The sequence below is a fragment of the Ideonella livida genome, from assembly GCF_010499455.1.
Taxonomy (GTDB): Bacteria; Pseudomonadota; Gammaproteobacteria; order Burkholderiales; family Burkholderiaceae_C; genus Ideonella; species Ideonella livida.
In genome coordinates this window covers 12,277-28,166 of record NZ_JAAGOH010000023.1, presented here as the reverse complement: position 1 = coordinate 28,166, position 15,890 = coordinate 12,277, and the positions used below count along the sequence as shown (strand labels likewise).

Below are 15,890 nucleotides of genomic sequence, written 5' to 3'. Positions count from 1 at the left end.
AGACCCCCCGAACCAGACCCACGGAGACAACGATGACCTTCCCCACCCGCCGCCACCTGCTCACCCTGGCCACCGGCGCCGCCCTGGCCGCCACGGCCGCCACCGGCTGGGCCCAAGCCTACCCCGCCAAGCCCATCACCTTTGTGGTGCCCTTTGCCGCCGGCAGCGCCACCGACCAGCTGGCCCGCGCCCTGGGCCAGTCCATCACCGAGCAAACCGGCCAGGCCGTGGTGGTGGAGAACAAGGCCGGCGCCGCCGGCATGCTGGCCGCCCAGGCCGTGGCCCGCGCCCCGGCCGACGGCTACACCGTGCTGATTGCCACCAACACCACCCAAGCCGCCAACCCCCACCTCTACCGCAAGCTGGGCTATGACCCGGTCAAGGACTTCAGCCCCGTCAGCGGCCTGGGCAAAGGCGGGCAGGTGCTGGTGGTGCAAGCCAGCGCGCCCTACAAGAGCGTGGCCGAGTTGGTGGCCTTTGCCCGCAAAAACCCCGGCAAGCTGAGTTTTGGCAGCGGCAGCGCCTCCAGCCGCGTGGCCGGTGAGATGTTCAAGGACCTGGCCCATGTGGACATCCTGCATGTGCCCTACAAGAGCAACCCCAACGCCCTGACCGACCTGCTGGGCGGCCAGATCGACCTGATGATCACCGACACCGCCACCGGCCTGCCGCACATCAAGGCCGGCAAGCTGCGCGCCCTGGGCTTCTCGGCCACCAAACGCAACGCCCTGCTGCCCGAGCTGCCCACGCTGGAAGAAGCCGGCGTGAAGGGTTACGACATGAGCTACTGGTTCGCCGCCTACCTGCCGGCCGGCGCCCCCGCCCCGGTGGTCAACCGCCTGAACGAACTCTTTGGCGCCGCCCAAAAGAGCGCCGGCGGCCGCGCCTTCTTTGAAGGCACCGGCAACGACGCCTGGCACAGCACCCCGGCCGAGCTGGCCCGCTTCCAGGCCGCTGAAACCGACAAATGGGGCCGCATCATCCGCGCGGCGGGCATTGAGCAGGAGTGAGGCCGGCATGACGCCACGCACCGCATCGTCACCCACCCCGCAGCGCGCCACCCGCTGGCACCTGTCGCCTTTGACCGGCGCCCTGGCCACCGCAGCCCTGCTGCTGGCGCCGGGCCTGGCGCCAGCCGCGCTGCCGCCCGACGTGCAAAACATCAAGGACGCCGAGGCCCTGTTGCAGTGGGTGCGAGAGCGCCCCTGGGTGGCCGCCCAACTCACCCGCCTGGACGTGCGCGAGGCCCGCGTGCACTGGGGCGCCAGCTGCACCGCCACCTTTGAGCGCCAACGCCCCCAGGACCGCCTGCCGCCCATGCCCGGCCCCGCCGCCCCGCTGGTGTTCAAGGCGGCGAACTGTCCGTTGGACAGGCCTTGAGGGGCTCAGGCGCCGCCCCCGCCAGCACCGCCGTCAACCGATCCAGGTTCTCCTCATTCGCGCGGCCCACGATGGCCTTCACCGCCTGCGCGGTGGCGGCGTCGTCAAAGGCCTGGTCCCAGCGCAGCTGGGTGCCGCCGGGCACGGGTGAGAGGCTCACGGTGAGGGTGAAGAAGGGCGCGCAGTCGTGGCGGATCACCACCACCTCGCCCGGCACCAGGCGGGTGAACAGGCTCTGGTTGGCGTAGTCCTGGCCGTGGGGGCTGTGCATGGTGAAGACCCAACGGCCGCCTTCGCGGAAGTCGAAGGTCTCAAAGGTGTTGGTGAAGCCGGCCGGGCCCCACCAGCGGGCCAGCAGCGCCGGGTCGGCAAAGGCACCGTAGAGGGCCTGGGGGCTAAAGGGCAGCGTGCGCTGGGTGCTGAGGGTGCGGTCTGAGTCCATCGACAGGCTCCAGGCTGAGGGTGAGGCCCGGAACTTTACGGTCAGCCAAGGGGTGGGCTGGCACGCAAGACCTGCTGCGCACAAGAAAACGCAGGGCCGCCCCAAGTGTTCTTGACCCCCTCGGGGGGCCTGACGACCAAAGGGCGGCCGGTTGGGGGGGCTCACAAGCGGCTGATGCGCGCCTCGGCCACCAACTGGGTCCACTTCTGCACCTCGGCCCCCACCAGGGCGGTCATCTCCTGGGGGGTGCTGGCGCGCACCTCGCCGCCCATGGCCTCCAGGCGTTCACGCACCGTGGGCTGCTGCAGGGCGCGCTGGGTTTCTTGCTGCAGGCGCTCGACGATGGGCGCGGGCGTGCCGGCGGGCAGCATCCAGCCGGCCCAAGAGCGCACGTCATAGCCGGGCACGCCCTGCTCGGCCACGGTGGGCAGCTCCGGCATGCCGGCCCAGCGCTGTGCGCCGGTGACGGCCAGGGCGCGCACCTTGCCGGTTTTGAGGTGGGGCAGCGCCGCCGTGACCGGCACCACGATGAAGGGCACCTCACCGCCCAGCAGGGCGGTGAGCGCAGCGGCATCGCCCTTGTACGGCACGTGCATGAGCTTGACGCCGGCCAGACGGGCCAGCAATTCACCGGCCAGGTGGTGGGTGGAGCCCACACCGGCGCTGCCGTAGGCCACGCTCTCGGGTTTGGCGCGGGCGGCCGCCAGCATGTCAGTCAGGTGGCGCCAGCGGGCGTCAGGACCGGCCAGCAGCAAGAAGGGGAAGTAGGTGATGGTGGAGACCATCTGGAAACTGGCCACCGGCTGGTAGGCCAGCTTGTCGTACAGCGCGCCGGTGACGGCATGGCCGCCGGTGGCCAGCAGCAGGGTGTAGCCATCGGCCGGGGCACGGGCCACGGCGGCCGAGGCCAGGGTGCCACCGGCCCCCGCCACCGCCTCCACCACCAAGGTTTGGCCCAGGCCGCGCGCCATCTCACCACTGACGAGGCGGGCGATGGTGTCGGCGTTGCCGCCGGGCGCAAAGCCCTGGACGACGCGGATGGGCCGCTCGGGCCAGGCGGCGGCCCGGGCGGCGCCCGGCAGGCCGCTCAGCGCCAGGCTGAGCGGGGAGAGCACGCTGGCGCCCGCGCCAGCCAGCAGGGTTCGACGTTGCATGGGGTGTCTCCGGTCTGGTGGTCTTGAAGTGAAGCGGGCATGGCGCGGCCTGACCGGGGGCCGTTTCAGGCGGCCACCGGAGGGCGATGCGTTCAGCCGGGGAAGGCGGGATGGGGCCGGCGGGCGCGGCGTCAAGCCGTGCGCTGGCGCCCCTCAAAGCGCGCAGACCACTCGGCCAGCGGCATGAAGGTGGGGTCAGCCTTGGCGATGCGCTCGGTCTCGGCCCAGATGGCGGCGTCGGGCTGGTCCAGGTCCAGCGGGTCGCCGTGGGGCTGGGTCACGTACCAGGGCGTGTCCACATAGACCTCCAGGGTGTTGTCCTCGGGGTCTTTGCAGTAGATGGAGATGGCGTTGGCGTGGTTGAGGCCGCGCATGCCGGTGGCGCCATGGGCCAGGGCGCGGCGGCGCGCCTCGCGCAGGTCGGCCAAGGTGTCCACCTTGAAGGAGACCTGCATCACGGTGCTCACCGCGCCTTCGGGACGGTTCTGCGCCAGCGCCAGCTGGTGGTGCTGGTCCGGCCGGGCGCTCAGGAAAGCCAGCGGGTACGGGAAGGTGTGGCCCACGCCCCGGTCGGTGAGCTGCAGACGGAACACCGCCGTGTAGAAGCCGATCATGCGTTCGATGTCAAAGCAGGCCAGGCCCATGTGGCACAGGCGCGGGGCGTAGGAGGCGGAACCAGAGTCGGACATGAGGGGATCCTTGAACGGCTGAAGGGCGGATCGAAGCGGGAAGAACCTGGGGCGGCTCAGGGCACCAGCACCAGCTTGCCGGGCACCTCGCCCGCCTCCAGCAGGGTGTGGGCCTGGCGCACCTGGGCCAGGGGCAGGCGCATCACCTCGGGCAGGCGGATGCGGCCGGCGGCCACCAGGGCGATGGCCTCGGCCATCAGGGCGCGGCGCTCGGCGGGGCGGTGGTCATAGGTGTGCATGGAGAAGGTGCGCAGGCCCAGGCTGCGGCCCAGCAGGGTGCGCATCTCCAGCAGGGTGTCGCGTGGGGGGGCGCCCAGCGTGAGGTTGTAGGACACCAGGGTGCCAAAAGGCGCCAGCGCGTGCAGGCCAGCCAGCAACCAGTCACCACCCAGGTGGTCAAAGCAGGCGTCCACGCCCTGGCCGTCGGTCAGGGTCATCACCTCAGCCGCCAGGGTGGCGGCGTCGGCGGCCGCCAGTTCGGTCACGCCCAGCTGGCGTGCCAGGGCCTGCTTGGCCGTGCCCCGGGCGGTGCCGATGACGCGCACGCCCTGGGCCAGCGCCACCTGGGCCAGGGCCGAGCCCACGCCGCCGCACACACCGGGCACCAGCACGCTGCGTGGGATGACACCGCCGGCGCAGCGCAGCAGGGCCAGGGCCAGCTGCAGATTGGGCAGGCAGGCGGCGGCGCCGTCGTCCACCGCGTCGGGCAGCTCGAACAACGCCTCGGCCGGCACGCACCAGGCCTGGGCGTAGCCGCCGCCCCGTTGGCTCAGCTCGCGGGCGCTCACCAGCACGCGCCGGCCCAGCCAGGCGGCGGCCACGCCAGGGCCCAGGGTGTCCACCACGCCCACCATCTCGGCGCCGGGCACGGCCGGCAGCGGCGGCATCCATTTGTAGGTGCCGCGGCGGATCAGCACATCGGGCCGGCCCACGCCCAGCACCGTGGCCTTCACCCGTACCTCGCCCGGGCCAGGCTCGGGCCAGGGCAGGTCCTCCAGCTGCAAGGCCTCCGGGCCGCCGGGCTGGTGCACGCGCACAACTTGCATGGTCAGGCTCCTGGGTGTTCAGCGCTGGCCGTCGTGCACGCTGACCTGCTCGCGCGTCAGCCCGCCCAGGCGGGCATGCACCCGGCCGCCAGTACCCATGACCAGGGCAAAGAGGATCTCGTCGGGCCGGGGGGCGTCTTGGATGCCCACCTCGAAGCTGTTGAAGTGACTGCGCACATAGGCCGCATGGATGTAGTGCAGCGGCACGATGAGCCGGTAGCCGGTGGCAGCCACACACTTGGCCGCCGGCACGATGGCCTTGGGCTGGCCTAGCACCTCGCGCATGGCCCAGCCTCCGGCCTCATGCCACACGGCGCCGTGCTCCAGCTCGCCGTTCACGCCCACGATGGCGGCCTTGCTGTAGGTCTCCACCTGGTCCCGGCCCAGGGTCTCCACCAGCTCGGTGGCCAGGGTGGTGCCCAGGTGGCGCAGCTCGGCCATGAAGGGCAGCAGGTTCTCCTCATAGCGGCCGGCGTAGGGATTGCGGATGACGGCGCAGGCGGCGGCGATCTTGAGCGGCTTGTCCACGGGCGGGCCGCCCTCATGGAACACGGTTTCCACGGTGAGGCTGCGCTTGCGGACCTGGATGAGGGACATGGGGGCTCCGGGGCGGAAAAGAGGGCAAGGAAGACGGGCGACGGGCCGCGGTGACAGGCCACAGGATGCGGGCGTTCAGCCCTGCGCCACGATGGGGTTGACCAGGGTGCCAATGCCCTCGATCTCCACCTCGCACACATCACCGGGCTGCATGAAGCGCTGCGGCTTGCGCGACCAGCCCACGCCGGCCGGGGTGCCAGTGGCGATCACGTCCCCGGGCACCAGGGTGAAGATGGTGGAGGCGTAGGCAATCAGCCGGGGGATGGAGAAGATCATGTGGCCGGTGTGGCTGTCCTGCAGCACCTCGCCGTTCAGGCGCGTCTGCAGGCGCAGTTCACGGCCCGGGGCGATCTCATCGGCCGTCACCATCCAGGGGCCAAAGCCGCCGGTGGACTCGAAGTTCTTGCCCGAGGCGATCTGCTTGGCGTGGAACTGCCACTCGCGCACGCTGCCGTCGTTGTAGATGCTGTAGCCGGCCACGTGGTTCCAGGCCTCGGCCTCGGCAATGTGGCGGCCACCCTGGCCAATGACCACGGCCAGCTCACCCTCCCAGTCCAGGCTGGCCGAGACCTGGGGGCAGACGATGGGCGCGCCATGCGCCGTCTGCGAGCGCCACACCCGCAGGAAGATGGGCGGAAAGTCCGACAGCTCGCGCTGCATGCCGGCGGCCAGCACCTCCTGGTGGTGGTCCATGTAGTTGCGCACGGCGCAGACGATCTTCTCGGGCTGCGGAATCACTGGCAGAAAGCGCAGGCCGGCCAGCGGCAGCTCGGGCGACAGGCCCTGCACCAGGGCGGCCCGCTGGGTGTATTGCGGGCTGCCCACAAACTCGGCCAGCGTGGCGCAGCCGCTGCGCGCGGCCAGCGAGGCCACGCCGGCCTCGGCGCCTTCTCCCAGCACCACGCCCCAGGTGGGCAAGCCTTGGGCGTCCAGATACGACAGCAGCTTCATCTCGGTCTTCCTTTTCAAGCCTTGGGTTCGGTGCAACTTGCGTCTCAACTTGTGCATGACTCTATGTTTTATGCATAAAACGTCGAATAGGCGCAAACCCTTGCTTTGCCGATGCCGGCTGCCGACAATCGACCCACCATGAACGAGGCCCCCTCCCCCGATTCCGCCGTGGACGCCCAGCCCCTGTCTGAGCGCGCCTACCAGGCGCTGCGCCAGGCCATCGTGCGCGGCGACTTTGAGCCCGGCGCCCGCCTGCGGGTGGAGGAGCTGACGCGCCGCTTTGCCGTCAGCAGCAGCCCGGTGCGCGAGGCGCTCAACCGCCTGACCGAGCAGGGCCTGGTGCGCATGCTGGACAACCGGGGCTTCCGGGTGGCGCCGCTCACCGCCGCCGGGGTGAGTGACATCTCCCGCGTGCGCCAGCTGGTGGAATGCGAGGCCCTGCGCGACGCGCTGGCCCACGGCGACGACGCCTGGGAGGCGCAGGTGGTGGCCGCCGGCCACGCCCTGGCCCTGGCCGAGCGCCGCCTGGGCGACGCCCCGCGCGCACTGGACGACGACTGGTCCGCCCGCCACCGCGCTTTTCACCTGGGGCTGTACGCGGCCTGCACCTCACCGCTGCTCAAGGCGCTGGCGGACCTGCTGTTTGACCAGGCCGAGCGCTACCGCCGCTGGGCCGCCCGCCACCGCTCCAGCCCGCGTCACAAGCTCGACGAGCACCAGGCCCTGCTGGCGGCGGTGGTGGCCCGCGACACGCCCCAAGCCGTGGCCCTGCTGCAGGGGCACATCGCTGGTACCGAGCGCTTTGTGGCCGCGGCACTGCATGGGCCGGGCCTGACCGGGCCGCAGTGAGCGTCCGGGACCGGAGCGCCCTCAGCTCCAGGTGACGGCGGCAGAGAAGACGTAGCCCGCGCCGTAGACGGTCTTGATGAGCTTGGGGTTCTGGGCGTCCTGCTCCAGCTTGCGGCGCAGGCGCGAGATGCGCACGTCGATGCTGCGGTCGGTGGGCGAGAGGTCGCGCTGGCCCATGAGCTGTTCGCGGGTGAGGATCTGGTGGGGGCGCTCGATGAAGTGGCGCAGCACCTGGGCTTCGGCCGTGCCCAGCAGGTGTTCAGCGCCATCCTGGGCGCGCAGCAGGTGGGCGGCCAGGTCCAGCGTCCAGCCGGCAAAGTGGCCGTAGCGGCGGCTGCCGCCGGGCGAGGCCACCGCCCCGGCCGGGGCCCGGCGGCGCAGGATGCTGCGCACCCGGGCCACCAGCTCGCGCGGCTCGAAGGGCTTGGTCATGTAGTCGTCGCCACCCAGCTCCAGCCCCATGACGCGGTCCACGGTGTGGCCCCGGCCGGTGAGGATGAGCACGCCCGCGCTGCACTGGCTGCCGATCTGGCGCACCAGCTCGATGCCGTCCATGTCGGGCAGGCCCAGGTCGACGATGCACAGGTCAGGCCGGTCGTGCCGCAGACGGCGCAGCACGGCCTCACCCGTACGGAAGGGCTGGGTGAGGAAGCCGAAGTCGTGCAGCGCCAGCTGCACCAGGCGGCTGACGGCCTCGTCGTCCTCCACCACCCAGACCAGGGGGCGGGGCTCGCCCGGGGCGGGGGGCGGAGCGTTGGCCGTGACGTTGGTCGTGGCGCTGGGGGCGGCGCTGTCCGGGGCAGAGGTGGGCATGGAGAGGGGGCAGAGGACCGGTTCAGAGCGCCGGCGTCGGGACCGAGGGCGGGCGCGGCGGGGTGCGCAGGCCGTCCAGGAAGCGGGCCAGCTGTTCGCGGCTGAAGGGCTTGGTGAGCATGGGCAGGCCGCCGGTGTCCAACGCCCCGGGGGCGTAGCCGCTCATCAGGCCCACGCAGGGCACCTGCCCGGCCGCCAGGGTGCGGCGCGCCAGCTCGGCGCCGTCCAGGCCGCCGGGCATGACCACATCCGTCAGCAGCAGGCCGATGCCGGGCATGGCGCCCAGGATGGCCAGGGCCTCGTCGCCGTCCTGCGCTTCCAGCACGGCATGGCCCAGCTCCAGCAGGTGGCGGCGCACCACCTGGCGCACAGCGGCCTCATCGTCCACCAGCAGGGCCAGGCCACGGGGGGCGGTGCCTGCGGGCGGTGGAGCCGTGGTGTCCGTGGCCGCGGACCGGGGGGCATCGGGGGCATCGGGGGCTGTGGCGGCCTCGGGCAGGTCGGCGGCATCGGAGGGCGGCTCGGCCACCGGCAGCCACAAGCTGACGGTGGTGCCGCGGCCCGGCGCGCTGACCACCTCCACCAGACCGCCGCACTGGCGCACGAAGTCCTGCACCATGGGCAGGCCCAGGCCGGTGCCCAGGCCCGGGCGCTTGGTGGTGAAGAAGGGCTCGAACACCCGGGCCTGGGTCTCGGCGTCCATGCCCACGCCGTTGTCGGCCACGTCCAGGCGCACGTAGCGGCCCGGGGGCAGCCGCAGGGGCGCGCGGTCGCTGCGGGGCTGGGCCGGGCGGCTGCAGCGGATGCGGATGCGCCCGCCGCGCGGGTGGTGGGCCACGGCGTCGCGGGCGTTGAGCACCAGGTTGAGCAGGCTGTTCTGCAGTTGGTGGGGATCGGACAGGGCCCACAACGGCCCGTTCTCCAGCACGGTGTCCAGGCGCAGGCTCTCGGGCAGGGAGCGGCGCAGCATGCGGGCCAGGCCCTCCACCTGCGGGGCCAGGGCCACGGCCTGCAGCGCCAGCGGCTGGCGGCGTGAGAAGGACAGCAGGCCCTTGATCAGTTCGGCGCCACGGTGCGAGGCCTCCAGCGCCGGGGCCACGAACTCGGCCACCGCCGGGTGCCCCGGCCGCTGGTCGCGCAAGGCGCAGAGGTTGCCGATGATGACGGTCAGCAGGTTGTTGAAGTCATGCGCCAGCCCGCCGCTCAAGTGGCCCAGGGCCTCCATTTTCTGGGCTTGGGCCAGCATCTCCTGGGCGCGGCGCTGCTCGGTGATGTCGAAGGTCAACTCGAAGCAGCCCTGCACCTGCCCCTCGGGGCCGCGCTCGGGGATGAGGGTGGTGCGCACCAGCAGTTGGCGGCCCAGGGCGCTGGCCTGCAGGCGGTACTCAAAGCTCACCGCCTCGCCGGCCAGGGCACGCAGCACCTGGGGCCGGATGCCTTCGTAAGTGGCCGCGCCCAGGTAGTCGCGCGCGCTCACCCGCTCGGGGGCCTGCGGGTCCAGGCCGAACCAGTCCTGGTAGCCCTTGCTGATGAAGCGGTAGCGGCGCCCGGCGTCGAAGTAGGCGATGAGCGCCGGCAGGGAATCCAGGATCAGGCGCATGTGCGCCTCGCTGCGCTGCAGCGACCGGGCCAGGGCCTGGTTGCCCGCCACCGCGGCGCGCAACTCCGCATTGCGGGCCTGCAGCTCCTGGGTGCGCTCGGCCACGCGCCGGGCCAGTTGGGCGTGCTGGTCCTCTCGCTCGCGCTCATGGGCGCGCTGCGCGGTCACGTCGGAGTACAGGGTGACAAAGCCCAGGCCGGGCAGCGGCTGGCCCACCACACGCAGCACGCGGCCGTCGGGGCGCACACGCTCGATGTCGTGCGGGGCAAAGCGGCGTGCGGCCTCCACCCGCCGGGCGACCTGGGCCTCGTGGTCCTCGCCATATTCGCCGCGCGCGGCGTTGTAGCGCATGAAGCTCTCGAAGTGCGCGCCGACAAAGGCCAGGTGCGCCGGAAAGTCCAGCAAGCGCAGGAAGGCCCGGTTCCAGGCCACCATGCGCAGGTCGGCGTCAAACACCGTCAGGCCCTGGTCCAGCAGGTCCAGGCCAGCCTGCAGCACGGGCAGGCGCTGGGCGTCGGAAGGCGCTTCAAAGGGCGGGATCACGCGGGCCTCGGACGGGTCTGGTCGGCGGGACAGCGGGCCGGGCGGAGGCGCACGGCCGGGACAGAGCGAAATTCTAGGAGCCGGCCGGGACCGCGCCCAGGCTTGCAAACATTCGTCGCAATTGCTGGGGGCTGCTGCAAACTTTGCCGGCGAACATGCGCCAGCCATTGCCCAGCCGGGCGGCCCAGGCGGCCACAGACCCGGCAGGCAACATCCATCCGACGCAGGAGACAAGGCCCATGAGCGCACACAACCCCTACCGGCTGGGGCTGGACAAGAACGCCGCCAACTTCGTGGCGCTGTCCCCGCTGAGCTATATCGAGCGCACCGCCGCCATCTACCCGCAGCGCACCGCCGTGGTGTATGGCGAGCGCCGCCAGACTTGGGGCGAAACCTACCGCCGCTGCCGCCGCCTGGCCAGTGCCCTGGCCGCGCGCGGCATTGGCGTGGGCGACACGGTGGCGGTGATGCTGCCCAATGTGCCGGCCATGTACGAGGCGCACTTTGGCGTGCCCATGTGCGGTGCGGTGCTCAACACGCTGAACACCCGGCTGGACCCGGAGGCCATCGCCTTCATGCTGCAGCACGGCGAAGCCAAGGTGCTGCTGACCGACCGCGAGTTCGCCCCGGTGATGGAGAAGGCCTTGGCCCTGCTGGGCCCGCGCCGCCCGCTGGTGGTGGAGGTGGAGGACGAGACCGCGCCCCCCGGTCGCCACCTGGGCGAGCTGGGCTACGAGGCCCTGCTGGCCAGCGGCGACCCGGACTACGCCTGGCGCCTGCCCGAGGATGAGTGGGACGCCATCTCGCTGAACTACACCAGCGGCACCACCGGCAACCCCAAGGGTGTGGTGACGCACCACCGCGGCGCCTACCTGAATGCCGCCAGCAACGTCATCAGCTGGCAGATGCCGCACCACAGCGTCTACCTGTGGACACTGCCGATGTTCCACTGCAACGGCTGGTGCTTCCCCTGGACGATGGCCCTGATCGCCGGCACCAGCGTGTGCCTGCGCCGGGTGGACCCGGTGCAGATCTTCCCGCTGATCCGCGCGCACCACATCACCCACCTGTGCGGCGCGCCCATCGTCTACAGCATGCTGATCAATGCCCCGGCCGAGCTGCGCGAGGGCATCACCCACACCCTCCACGGTCAGATCGCCGGCGCCGCGCCGCCGGTGGCGGTGATCGAGGGCTGCGAAGCCGCCGGCATCGAGCTGACCCATGTCTACGGCCTGACCGAGGTCTATGGCCCGGCGGCGGTGTGCGCCAAGCAGGACGACTGGGCGGGCCTGAGCCTGGAGGCACGCGCCCAGATGAACGGCCGCCAGGGCGTGACCGCCCCCATGCAGCAGGCCGTGGCGGTGCTGGACCCCGTGACCCTGCAGCCCGTGCCCGCCGACGGCCAGACCATGGGCGAGATCTTCTTCCGCGGCAATGTGGTGATGAAGGGCTACCTGAAGAACCCCAGCGCCACCGAGGAGGCCTTTGCCGGTGGCTGGTTCCACACCGGTGACCTGGCGGTGATGCACCCAGACGGCTACGTCAAGATCAAGGACCGCAGCAAGGACATCATCATCTCGGGCGGGGAGAACATCTCCAGCATCGAGGTGGAGGACATCCTGCACCGCCACCCCGCCGTGATGCTGGCCGCCGTGGTGGCCCAGCCCGACGCCAAGTGGGGTGAGGTGCCCTGCGCCTTTGTGGAGTTGAAGACCAACGCCACGGCCACCGAGGAAGAGATCATCGCCTTCTGCCGCAGCCAGATGGCGCGCTTCAAGGTGCCCAAGCGCATCGAGTTCTGCGTGCTGCCCAAGACCTCCACCGGCAAGATCCAGAAGTTCGTGCTGCGCCACCAGATCAAGTCGGCCAGCGCCATCGAGTAGCCCCGCGCCGGGGCCGGCGCTCGGCCCCTCCCCCGCCCGCCCTTTCCCATCACCCCGCCCGGGCCGTCTTGGCCCTGGGTGCTGGGCGGCGCCTGCCCGGCGCACGCCCCCCCGTCATGCCCATGTCAGACCCCATCCTGCAGACCCACGACCTGTGCAAGGAATTCCTGGGGTTCGCGGCCGTCTCCGGCGTGAACCTGCAGATCCAGCGCGGCAGCGTCCATGCCCTGATCGGCCCCAACGGCGCCGGCAAGACCACGGTGTTCAACCTGCTGACCAAGTTCCTGCCGCCCACCCGTGGCCAGATCCTGTTCAACGGCGCCGACATCACCGGCGAAGGCCCGGTGCAGGTGGCGCGGCGCGGCATGATCCGCAGCTTCCAGATCTCGGCCACCTTTGCGCACCTGACGGTGCTGGAGAACGTGCGTGTGGCCCTGCAGCGCCAGCGCGGTGACGGCTTTGCCTTCTGGAAGAGCGAGCGCTGCCTCAACAGCCTGAACCAACGCGCCCTGGAGCTGCTGGAGCAGGTGGACCTGGCCGGCTTTGCCCGCAACGTGACGGTGGAGCTGCCCTATGGCCGCAAGCGGGCGCTGGAAATTGCCACCACCCTGGCGCTGGAGCCCGAGCTGATGCTGCTGGACGAGCCCACCCAGGGCATGGGCCATGAGGACGTGGACCGGGTGGTGGCGCTGATCAAGCGCGTGGCCGTGGGCCGCACCATCTTGATGGTGGAGCACAACCTGTCGGTGGTGGAGAAGCTCTGCGACCGCATCACCGTGCTGCAGCGCGGCAGCGTGCTGGCCGAAGGCGACTACGCCACCGTCTCCAAAGATCCGCGCGTGCTGGAAGCCTATGTGGGAGTGGAAGCATGAACACCGTTGCCACCCACGTCGCCACCCCGCACGGCGCCAGCGCCTTTCACCCCGGCGGTGAGTTGCTGCGCCTGACCGACCTGCATGCCTTCTACGGCGAGTCGCACATCCTGCACGGCATTGACCTGACGGTGAACCGGGGTGAGCTCATCACCCTGCTGGGCCGCAACGGCGCCGGGCGCTCCACCACCCTCAAGGCCATCCTCGGCCTGGTGGGCCGGCGCACCGGCTCGGTCATGTTCAACGGCACTGACCTCACGCGCCTGGCGCCACACCAGGTGGCGCGCCTGGGTGTGGGCTTCTGCCCGGAGGAGCGCGGCATCTTCGCCGGCCTGAGCACCGAGGAGAACCTGATGCTGCCGCCCCAGGTGGCCAGCGGCGGCATGACCCTCAAGGAGATCTACGAGGTCTTCCCCAACCTGCTGGAGCGCCGCCACAGCCCGGGCACGCGCCTGTCAGGCGGTGAACAGCAGATGCTGGCCATGGCCCGCATCCTGCGCACCGGCGCCAAGCTGCTGCTGCTCGATGAAATCACCGAGGGCCTGGCCCCGGTCATCGTCAAGAAGCTGGGCGAGGTCATCCGCCTGCTCAAGTCCCGGGGCTACACCATCGTGCTGGTGGAGCAGAACTTCCGCTTTGCCGCCCCGCTGGCCGACCGCCACTACGTGCTGGAGCACGGCCGCATCGTGGCCACGGTGGAACAGCACGAGCTGGCCGCCAAGACCGACATGCTGCATGAGCTGCTGGGGGTCTGAGGCGCCGCCCTCGCCTCTCGGCCCTCACCCGCACTGTCCACCCGGCCCTGCTGCCACCCCCTTTTCCCCGCCAACACCCCCAGGAGACAAACCCATGCAACGCAAGTCCTTCACCCAGGCCATGGCCCTGGCCCTGTCCGCCCTCACCGCCGGCGCCCTGGCCCCGGCCGCCCAGGCCCAGGTGGCCGGTGGCGTGGTCAAGATCGGCGTGCTGACCGATCTGTCGGGCGTCTATTCCGACGTGGCCGGCCGCGGCACCGTGGTGGCCACCCAGATGGCCATTGACGACTTCATGGCGCGTGAGAAGCCCGGCTTCAAGGTGGAACTGGTGAGCGCCGATCACCAGAACAAGGGCGACATCGCCGCCAACAAGGCGCGTGAATGGTTCGAGCGTGACGGGGTGGACGTGGCCTCGGAGCTGGTGACCACCTCGGTGGCGCTGGCGGTGCAGAAGATCGCCAAGGAGAAGAACAGGATCGCGCTGATCTCGGGCGCGGCTTCCACCCGCGTGACCAACGAGGACTGCAACGACGTCACCGTCCACTGGACCTATGACACCTATGCCGTGGCCAACGGCACGGCCAAGGCCGTGACCAAGGCCGGCGGCAAGAAGTGGTTCTTCCTGACGGCGGATTACGCCTTCGGCCACTCGCTGGAGAAGGACGCCGGTGACGTGGTCAAGGCCAACGGTGGTGAGGTGGTGGGCGCGGTGCGTCACCCCTTCCCGGGCTCGGACTTCTCTTCCTTCCTGCTCAAGGCGCAAAGCTCGGGCGCGCAGATCATCGGCCTGGCCAATGCCGGCGGCGACACCATCAACGCCATCAAGCAGGCGGCGGAGTTTGGCGTCACGCCCAAGCAGAGCCTGGCCGGCCTGCTGATGTTCATCACCGACATCCACTCCCTGGGCCTGAAGACCACCCAGAACATGTACCTGACCGAGGGCTTCTACTGGGACCTGAACCCCGAGACCCGGGAATGGTCCAAGCGCTTCTTCGGCCAGATGAAGAAGATGCCCACCATGATCCAGGCGGGCCAGTACAGCGCCGTGATGCACTACCTCAAGGCCGTCAAGGCCGCGGGCACCAAGGACACCGCCAAGGTGATGGCGCAGATGAAGAAGACGCCCGTCAACGACTTCTTCGCCAAGGGCGGCACCATCCGCGCCGACGGTCGCATGGTGCACGACATGTACCTGCTGCAGGTGAAGAAGCCGGCCGAGTCCACCACCCCCTGGGACTACTACCACGTGCGCGCCACCATCCCGGCGGCCGAGGCCTTCCAGCCGCTGTCGGCCTCCAAGTGCTCGCTGGTGAAGTAAGCCGCTGACGCCGGCCCAGGGGCGCCCGCCAGCCCCCTGGCCACCGTGGCGCCCTTCCCACGCCCCAAGCGTCCCGCCGCCCCCCTTTAGAGCACGACATGGAAATCCTCGGCATCCCCTCGCAGGCCCTGTTCGGCCAACTGCTGCTGGGGCTCATCAACGGCTCGTTCTACGCCGTGCTGAGCCTGGGCCTGGCCATCATCTTCGGCCTGCTCAACATCATCAACTTCGCCCATGGGGCGCAGTACATGATCGGCGCCTTCGTCGCCTGGCTGGGCCTGACCCACCTGGGCATCAACTACTGGGCGGCGCTGCTGCTGGCGCCGCTGGCCGTGGGCCTGCTGGGCGTGCTCATTGAGCGGCTGCTGCTGCGCCACCTCTACCAGCTGGACCACCTCTACGGCCTGCTGCTGACCTTTGGCCTGGCGCTCATCGGCGAGGGCGTGTTCCGCCACTACTTCGGCGTCTCGGGCGAGGGTTATGAGGCCCCCGAGGTGCTGCAAGGCGGCGTGCACCTGGGCTTCATGTTCCTGCCGCTGTACCGCGCCTGGGTGGTGGTGGCTGCCCTGGCCGTGTGCCTGGGTGCCTGGTACCTGATCGAGCGCACCCGCCTGGGCGCCACCCTGCGCGCGGCCACCCAGCGGCCCGACCTGGTGCAGGCCCTGGGCCTGAATGTGCCGCTCATGATCACCGCCACCTATGCCGCGGGCGCTGCCCTGGCCGGCTTTGCCGGCGTGCTGGCCGCGCCCATCGTGCAGGTCAACCCGGTCATGGGCAGCAACCTCATCATCGTGGTGTTCGCGGTGGTGGTCATCGGCGGCATGGGCTCCATCCTGGGCTCCATCGTCACCGGCCTGGGCCTGGGCCTGATCGAGGGCCTGACCAAGGTGTTCTACCCCGAGGCCTCGGCGGTGGTCATCTTCGTGATCATGGTCATCGTGCTGCTGCTGCGCCCGGCCGGGCTGTTCGGCAAGCAGGCCTGAGCGGCGGCGCACCGC

General features: G+C 70.6%; 16 protein-coding genes. 8 read left to right on the top strand and 8 right to left on the bottom strand.

What is annotated here, in order from left to right:
- The first annotated feature begins 32 nt into the window (after positions 1–32).
- Positions 33–1,010: a Bug family tripartite tricarboxylate transporter substrate binding protein gene (locus G3A44_RS16835; protein ID WP_163458913.1), complete on the top strand. Its 978-nt coding sequence runs from the start codon at positions 33–35 to the stop codon at positions 1,008–1,010.
- A 7-nt stretch (positions 1,011–1,017) separates the two neighbouring features.
- A complete protein-coding gene (locus G3A44_RS16830) occupies positions 1,018–1,380 on the top strand; it encodes a hypothetical protein (RefSeq protein WP_163458912.1) in 363 nt (120 codons plus the stop codon).
- Here G3A44_RS16830 and G3A44_RS16825 read toward each other — a convergent pair.
- The 6 genes from G3A44_RS16825 to G3A44_RS16800 form a co-directional block, all read right to left on the bottom strand.
- Positions 1,346–1,822: an SRPBCC domain-containing protein gene (locus tag G3A44_RS16825; RefSeq protein ID WP_163458911.1), complete on the bottom strand. Its 477-nt coding sequence runs from the start codon at positions 1,820–1,822 to the stop codon at positions 1,346–1,348. The two genes, G3A44_RS16830 and G3A44_RS16825, sit on opposite strands and share 35 nt — an antisense overlap.
- 161 nt (positions 1,823–1,983) lie before the next feature.
- Positions 1,984–2,976, bottom strand: coding sequence for a Bug family tripartite tricarboxylate transporter substrate binding protein (locus tag G3A44_RS16820; protein WP_163458910.1), 993 nt, complete (start codon positions 2,974–2,976; stop codon positions 1,984–1,986).
- A gap of 131 nt (positions 2,977–3,107) precedes the next feature.
- The gene (locus tag G3A44_RS16815) at positions 3,108–3,665 is read right to left on the bottom strand and encodes a VOC family protein (RefSeq protein ID WP_163458909.1); all 558 of its coding nucleotides are present in this window, start codon (positions 3,663–3,665) and stop codon (positions 3,108–3,110) included.
- A 56-nt stretch (positions 3,666–3,721) separates the two neighbouring features.
- Positions 3,722–4,711: a zinc-binding dehydrogenase gene (locus G3A44_RS16810; protein WP_163458908.1), complete on the bottom strand. Its 990-nt coding sequence runs from the start codon at positions 4,709–4,711 to the stop codon at positions 3,722–3,724.
- Between the two features lie 18 nt (positions 4,712–4,729).
- Positions 4,730–5,308: an amino acid synthesis family protein gene (locus G3A44_RS16805; RefSeq protein ID WP_163458907.1), complete on the bottom strand. Its 579-nt coding sequence runs from the start codon at positions 5,306–5,308 to the stop codon at positions 4,730–4,732.
- Between the two features lie 75 nt (positions 5,309–5,383).
- Complete coding sequence (locus tag G3A44_RS16800) at positions 5,384–6,259, bottom strand: fumarylacetoacetate hydrolase family protein (protein WP_163458906.1); 876 nt, start codon at positions 6,257–6,259, stop codon at positions 5,384–5,386.
- 138 nt (positions 6,260–6,397) lie between these two features.
- Between G3A44_RS16800 and G3A44_RS16795 the strand changes: the two genes are divergently transcribed.
- Entirely contained in the window at positions 6,398–7,108 is a 711-nt protein-coding gene (locus G3A44_RS16795; protein WP_163458905.1) for a GntR family transcriptional regulator, read from the top strand.
- A gap of 21 nt (positions 7,109–7,129) precedes the next feature.
- Here G3A44_RS16795 and G3A44_RS16790 read toward each other — a convergent pair whose 3' ends face one another.
- Together G3A44_RS16790 and G3A44_RS16785 are read right to left on the bottom strand one after the other, a co-directional pair.
- Complete coding sequence (locus tag G3A44_RS16790) at positions 7,130–7,921, bottom strand: response regulator transcription factor (RefSeq protein ID WP_163458904.1); 792 nt, start codon at positions 7,919–7,921, stop codon at positions 7,130–7,132.
- A 22-nt stretch (positions 7,922–7,943) separates the two neighbouring features.
- Complete coding sequence (locus G3A44_RS16785; protein WP_310734400.1) at positions 7,944–10,064, bottom strand: PAS-domain containing protein; 2,121 nt, start codon at positions 10,062–10,064, stop codon at positions 7,944–7,946.
- A gap of 239 nt (positions 10,065–10,303) precedes the next feature.
- Between G3A44_RS16785 and G3A44_RS16780 the strand changes: the two genes are divergently transcribed.
- From G3A44_RS16780 to G3A44_RS16760, 5 genes are all read left to right on the top strand, one after another.
- Entirely contained in the window at positions 10,304–11,947 is a 1,644-nt protein-coding gene (locus G3A44_RS16780; protein WP_163458902.1) for an acyl-CoA synthetase, read from the top strand.
- 116 nt (positions 11,948–12,063) lie between these two features.
- Complete coding sequence (locus G3A44_RS16775) at positions 12,064–12,819, top strand: ABC transporter ATP-binding protein (RefSeq protein ID WP_203561449.1); 756 nt, start codon at positions 12,064–12,066, stop codon at positions 12,817–12,819.
- Positions 12,816–13,574: an ABC transporter ATP-binding protein gene (locus tag G3A44_RS16770; protein ID WP_163458900.1), complete on the top strand. Its 759-nt coding sequence runs from the start codon at positions 12,816–12,818 to the stop codon at positions 13,572–13,574. Before G3A44_RS16775 ends, G3A44_RS16770 begins: the two co-directional genes overlap by 4 nt.
- Before the next feature lie 94 nt (positions 13,575–13,668).
- Positions 13,669–14,892 (top strand): ABC transporter substrate-binding protein, encoded by a 1,224-nt coding sequence (locus G3A44_RS16765; protein WP_203561448.1) that lies wholly within the window; start codon positions 13,669–13,671, stop codon positions 14,890–14,892.
- 98 nt (positions 14,893–14,990) lie between these two features.
- Positions 14,991–15,875, top strand: a complete 885-nt coding sequence (locus G3A44_RS16760) for a branched-chain amino acid ABC transporter permease (RefSeq protein WP_163458899.1) — start codon at positions 14,991–14,993, stop codon at positions 15,873–15,875.
- Positions 15,876–15,890 lie beyond the last annotated feature (15 nt).

Excerpts from the sequence above, each read along its gene's own strand:
- G3A44_RS16835 (WP_163458913.1), top strand. The coding sequence starts at position 33 with ATGACCTTCCCCACCCGCCGCCACCTGCTCACCCTGGCCACCGGCGCC.
- G3A44_RS16830 (WP_163458912.1), top strand. The coding sequence starts at position 1,018 with ATGACGCCACGCACCGCATCGTCACCCACCCCGCAGCGCGCCACCCGC.
- G3A44_RS16825 (WP_163458911.1), bottom strand. The coding sequence starts at position 1,822 with ATGGACTCAGACCGCACCCTCAGCACCCAGCGCACGCTGCCCTTTAGC.
- G3A44_RS16820 (WP_163458910.1), bottom strand. The coding sequence starts at position 2,976 with ATGCAACGTCGAACCCTGCTGGCTGGCGCGGGCGCCAGCGTGCTCTCC.
- G3A44_RS16815 (WP_163458909.1), bottom strand. The coding sequence starts at position 3,665 with ATGTCCGACTCTGGTTCCGCCTCCTACGCCCCGCGCCTGTGCCACATG.
- G3A44_RS16810 (WP_163458908.1), bottom strand. The coding sequence starts at position 4,711 with ATGCAAGTTGTGCGCGTGCACCAGCCCGGCGGCCCGGAGGCCTTGCAG.
- G3A44_RS16805 (WP_163458907.1), bottom strand. The coding sequence starts at position 5,308 with ATGTCCCTCATCCAGGTCCGCAAGCGCAGCCTCACCGTGGAAACCGTG.
- G3A44_RS16800 (WP_163458906.1), bottom strand. The coding sequence starts at position 6,259 with ATGAAGCTGCTGTCGTATCTGGACGCCCAAGGCTTGCCCACCTGGGGC.
- G3A44_RS16795 (WP_163458905.1), top strand. The coding sequence starts at position 6,398 with ATGAACGAGGCCCCCTCCCCCGATTCCGCCGTGGACGCCCAGCCCCTG.
- G3A44_RS16790 (WP_163458904.1), bottom strand. The coding sequence starts at position 7,921 with ATGCCCACCTCTGCCCCGGACAGCGCCGCCCCCAGCGCCACGACCAAC.
- G3A44_RS16780 (WP_163458902.1), top strand. The coding sequence starts at position 10,304 with ATGAGCGCACACAACCCCTACCGGCTGGGGCTGGACAAGAACGCCGCC.
- G3A44_RS16775 (WP_203561449.1), top strand. The coding sequence starts at position 12,064 with ATGCCCATGTCAGACCCCATCCTGCAGACCCACGACCTGTGCAAGGAA.
- G3A44_RS16770 (WP_163458900.1), top strand. The coding sequence starts at position 12,816 with ATGAACACCGTTGCCACCCACGTCGCCACCCCGCACGGCGCCAGCGCC.
- G3A44_RS16765 (WP_203561448.1), top strand. The coding sequence starts at position 13,669 with ATGCAACGCAAGTCCTTCACCCAGGCCATGGCCCTGGCCCTGTCCGCC.
- G3A44_RS16760 (WP_163458899.1), top strand. The coding sequence starts at position 14,991 with ATGGAAATCCTCGGCATCCCCTCGCAGGCCCTGTTCGGCCAACTGCTG.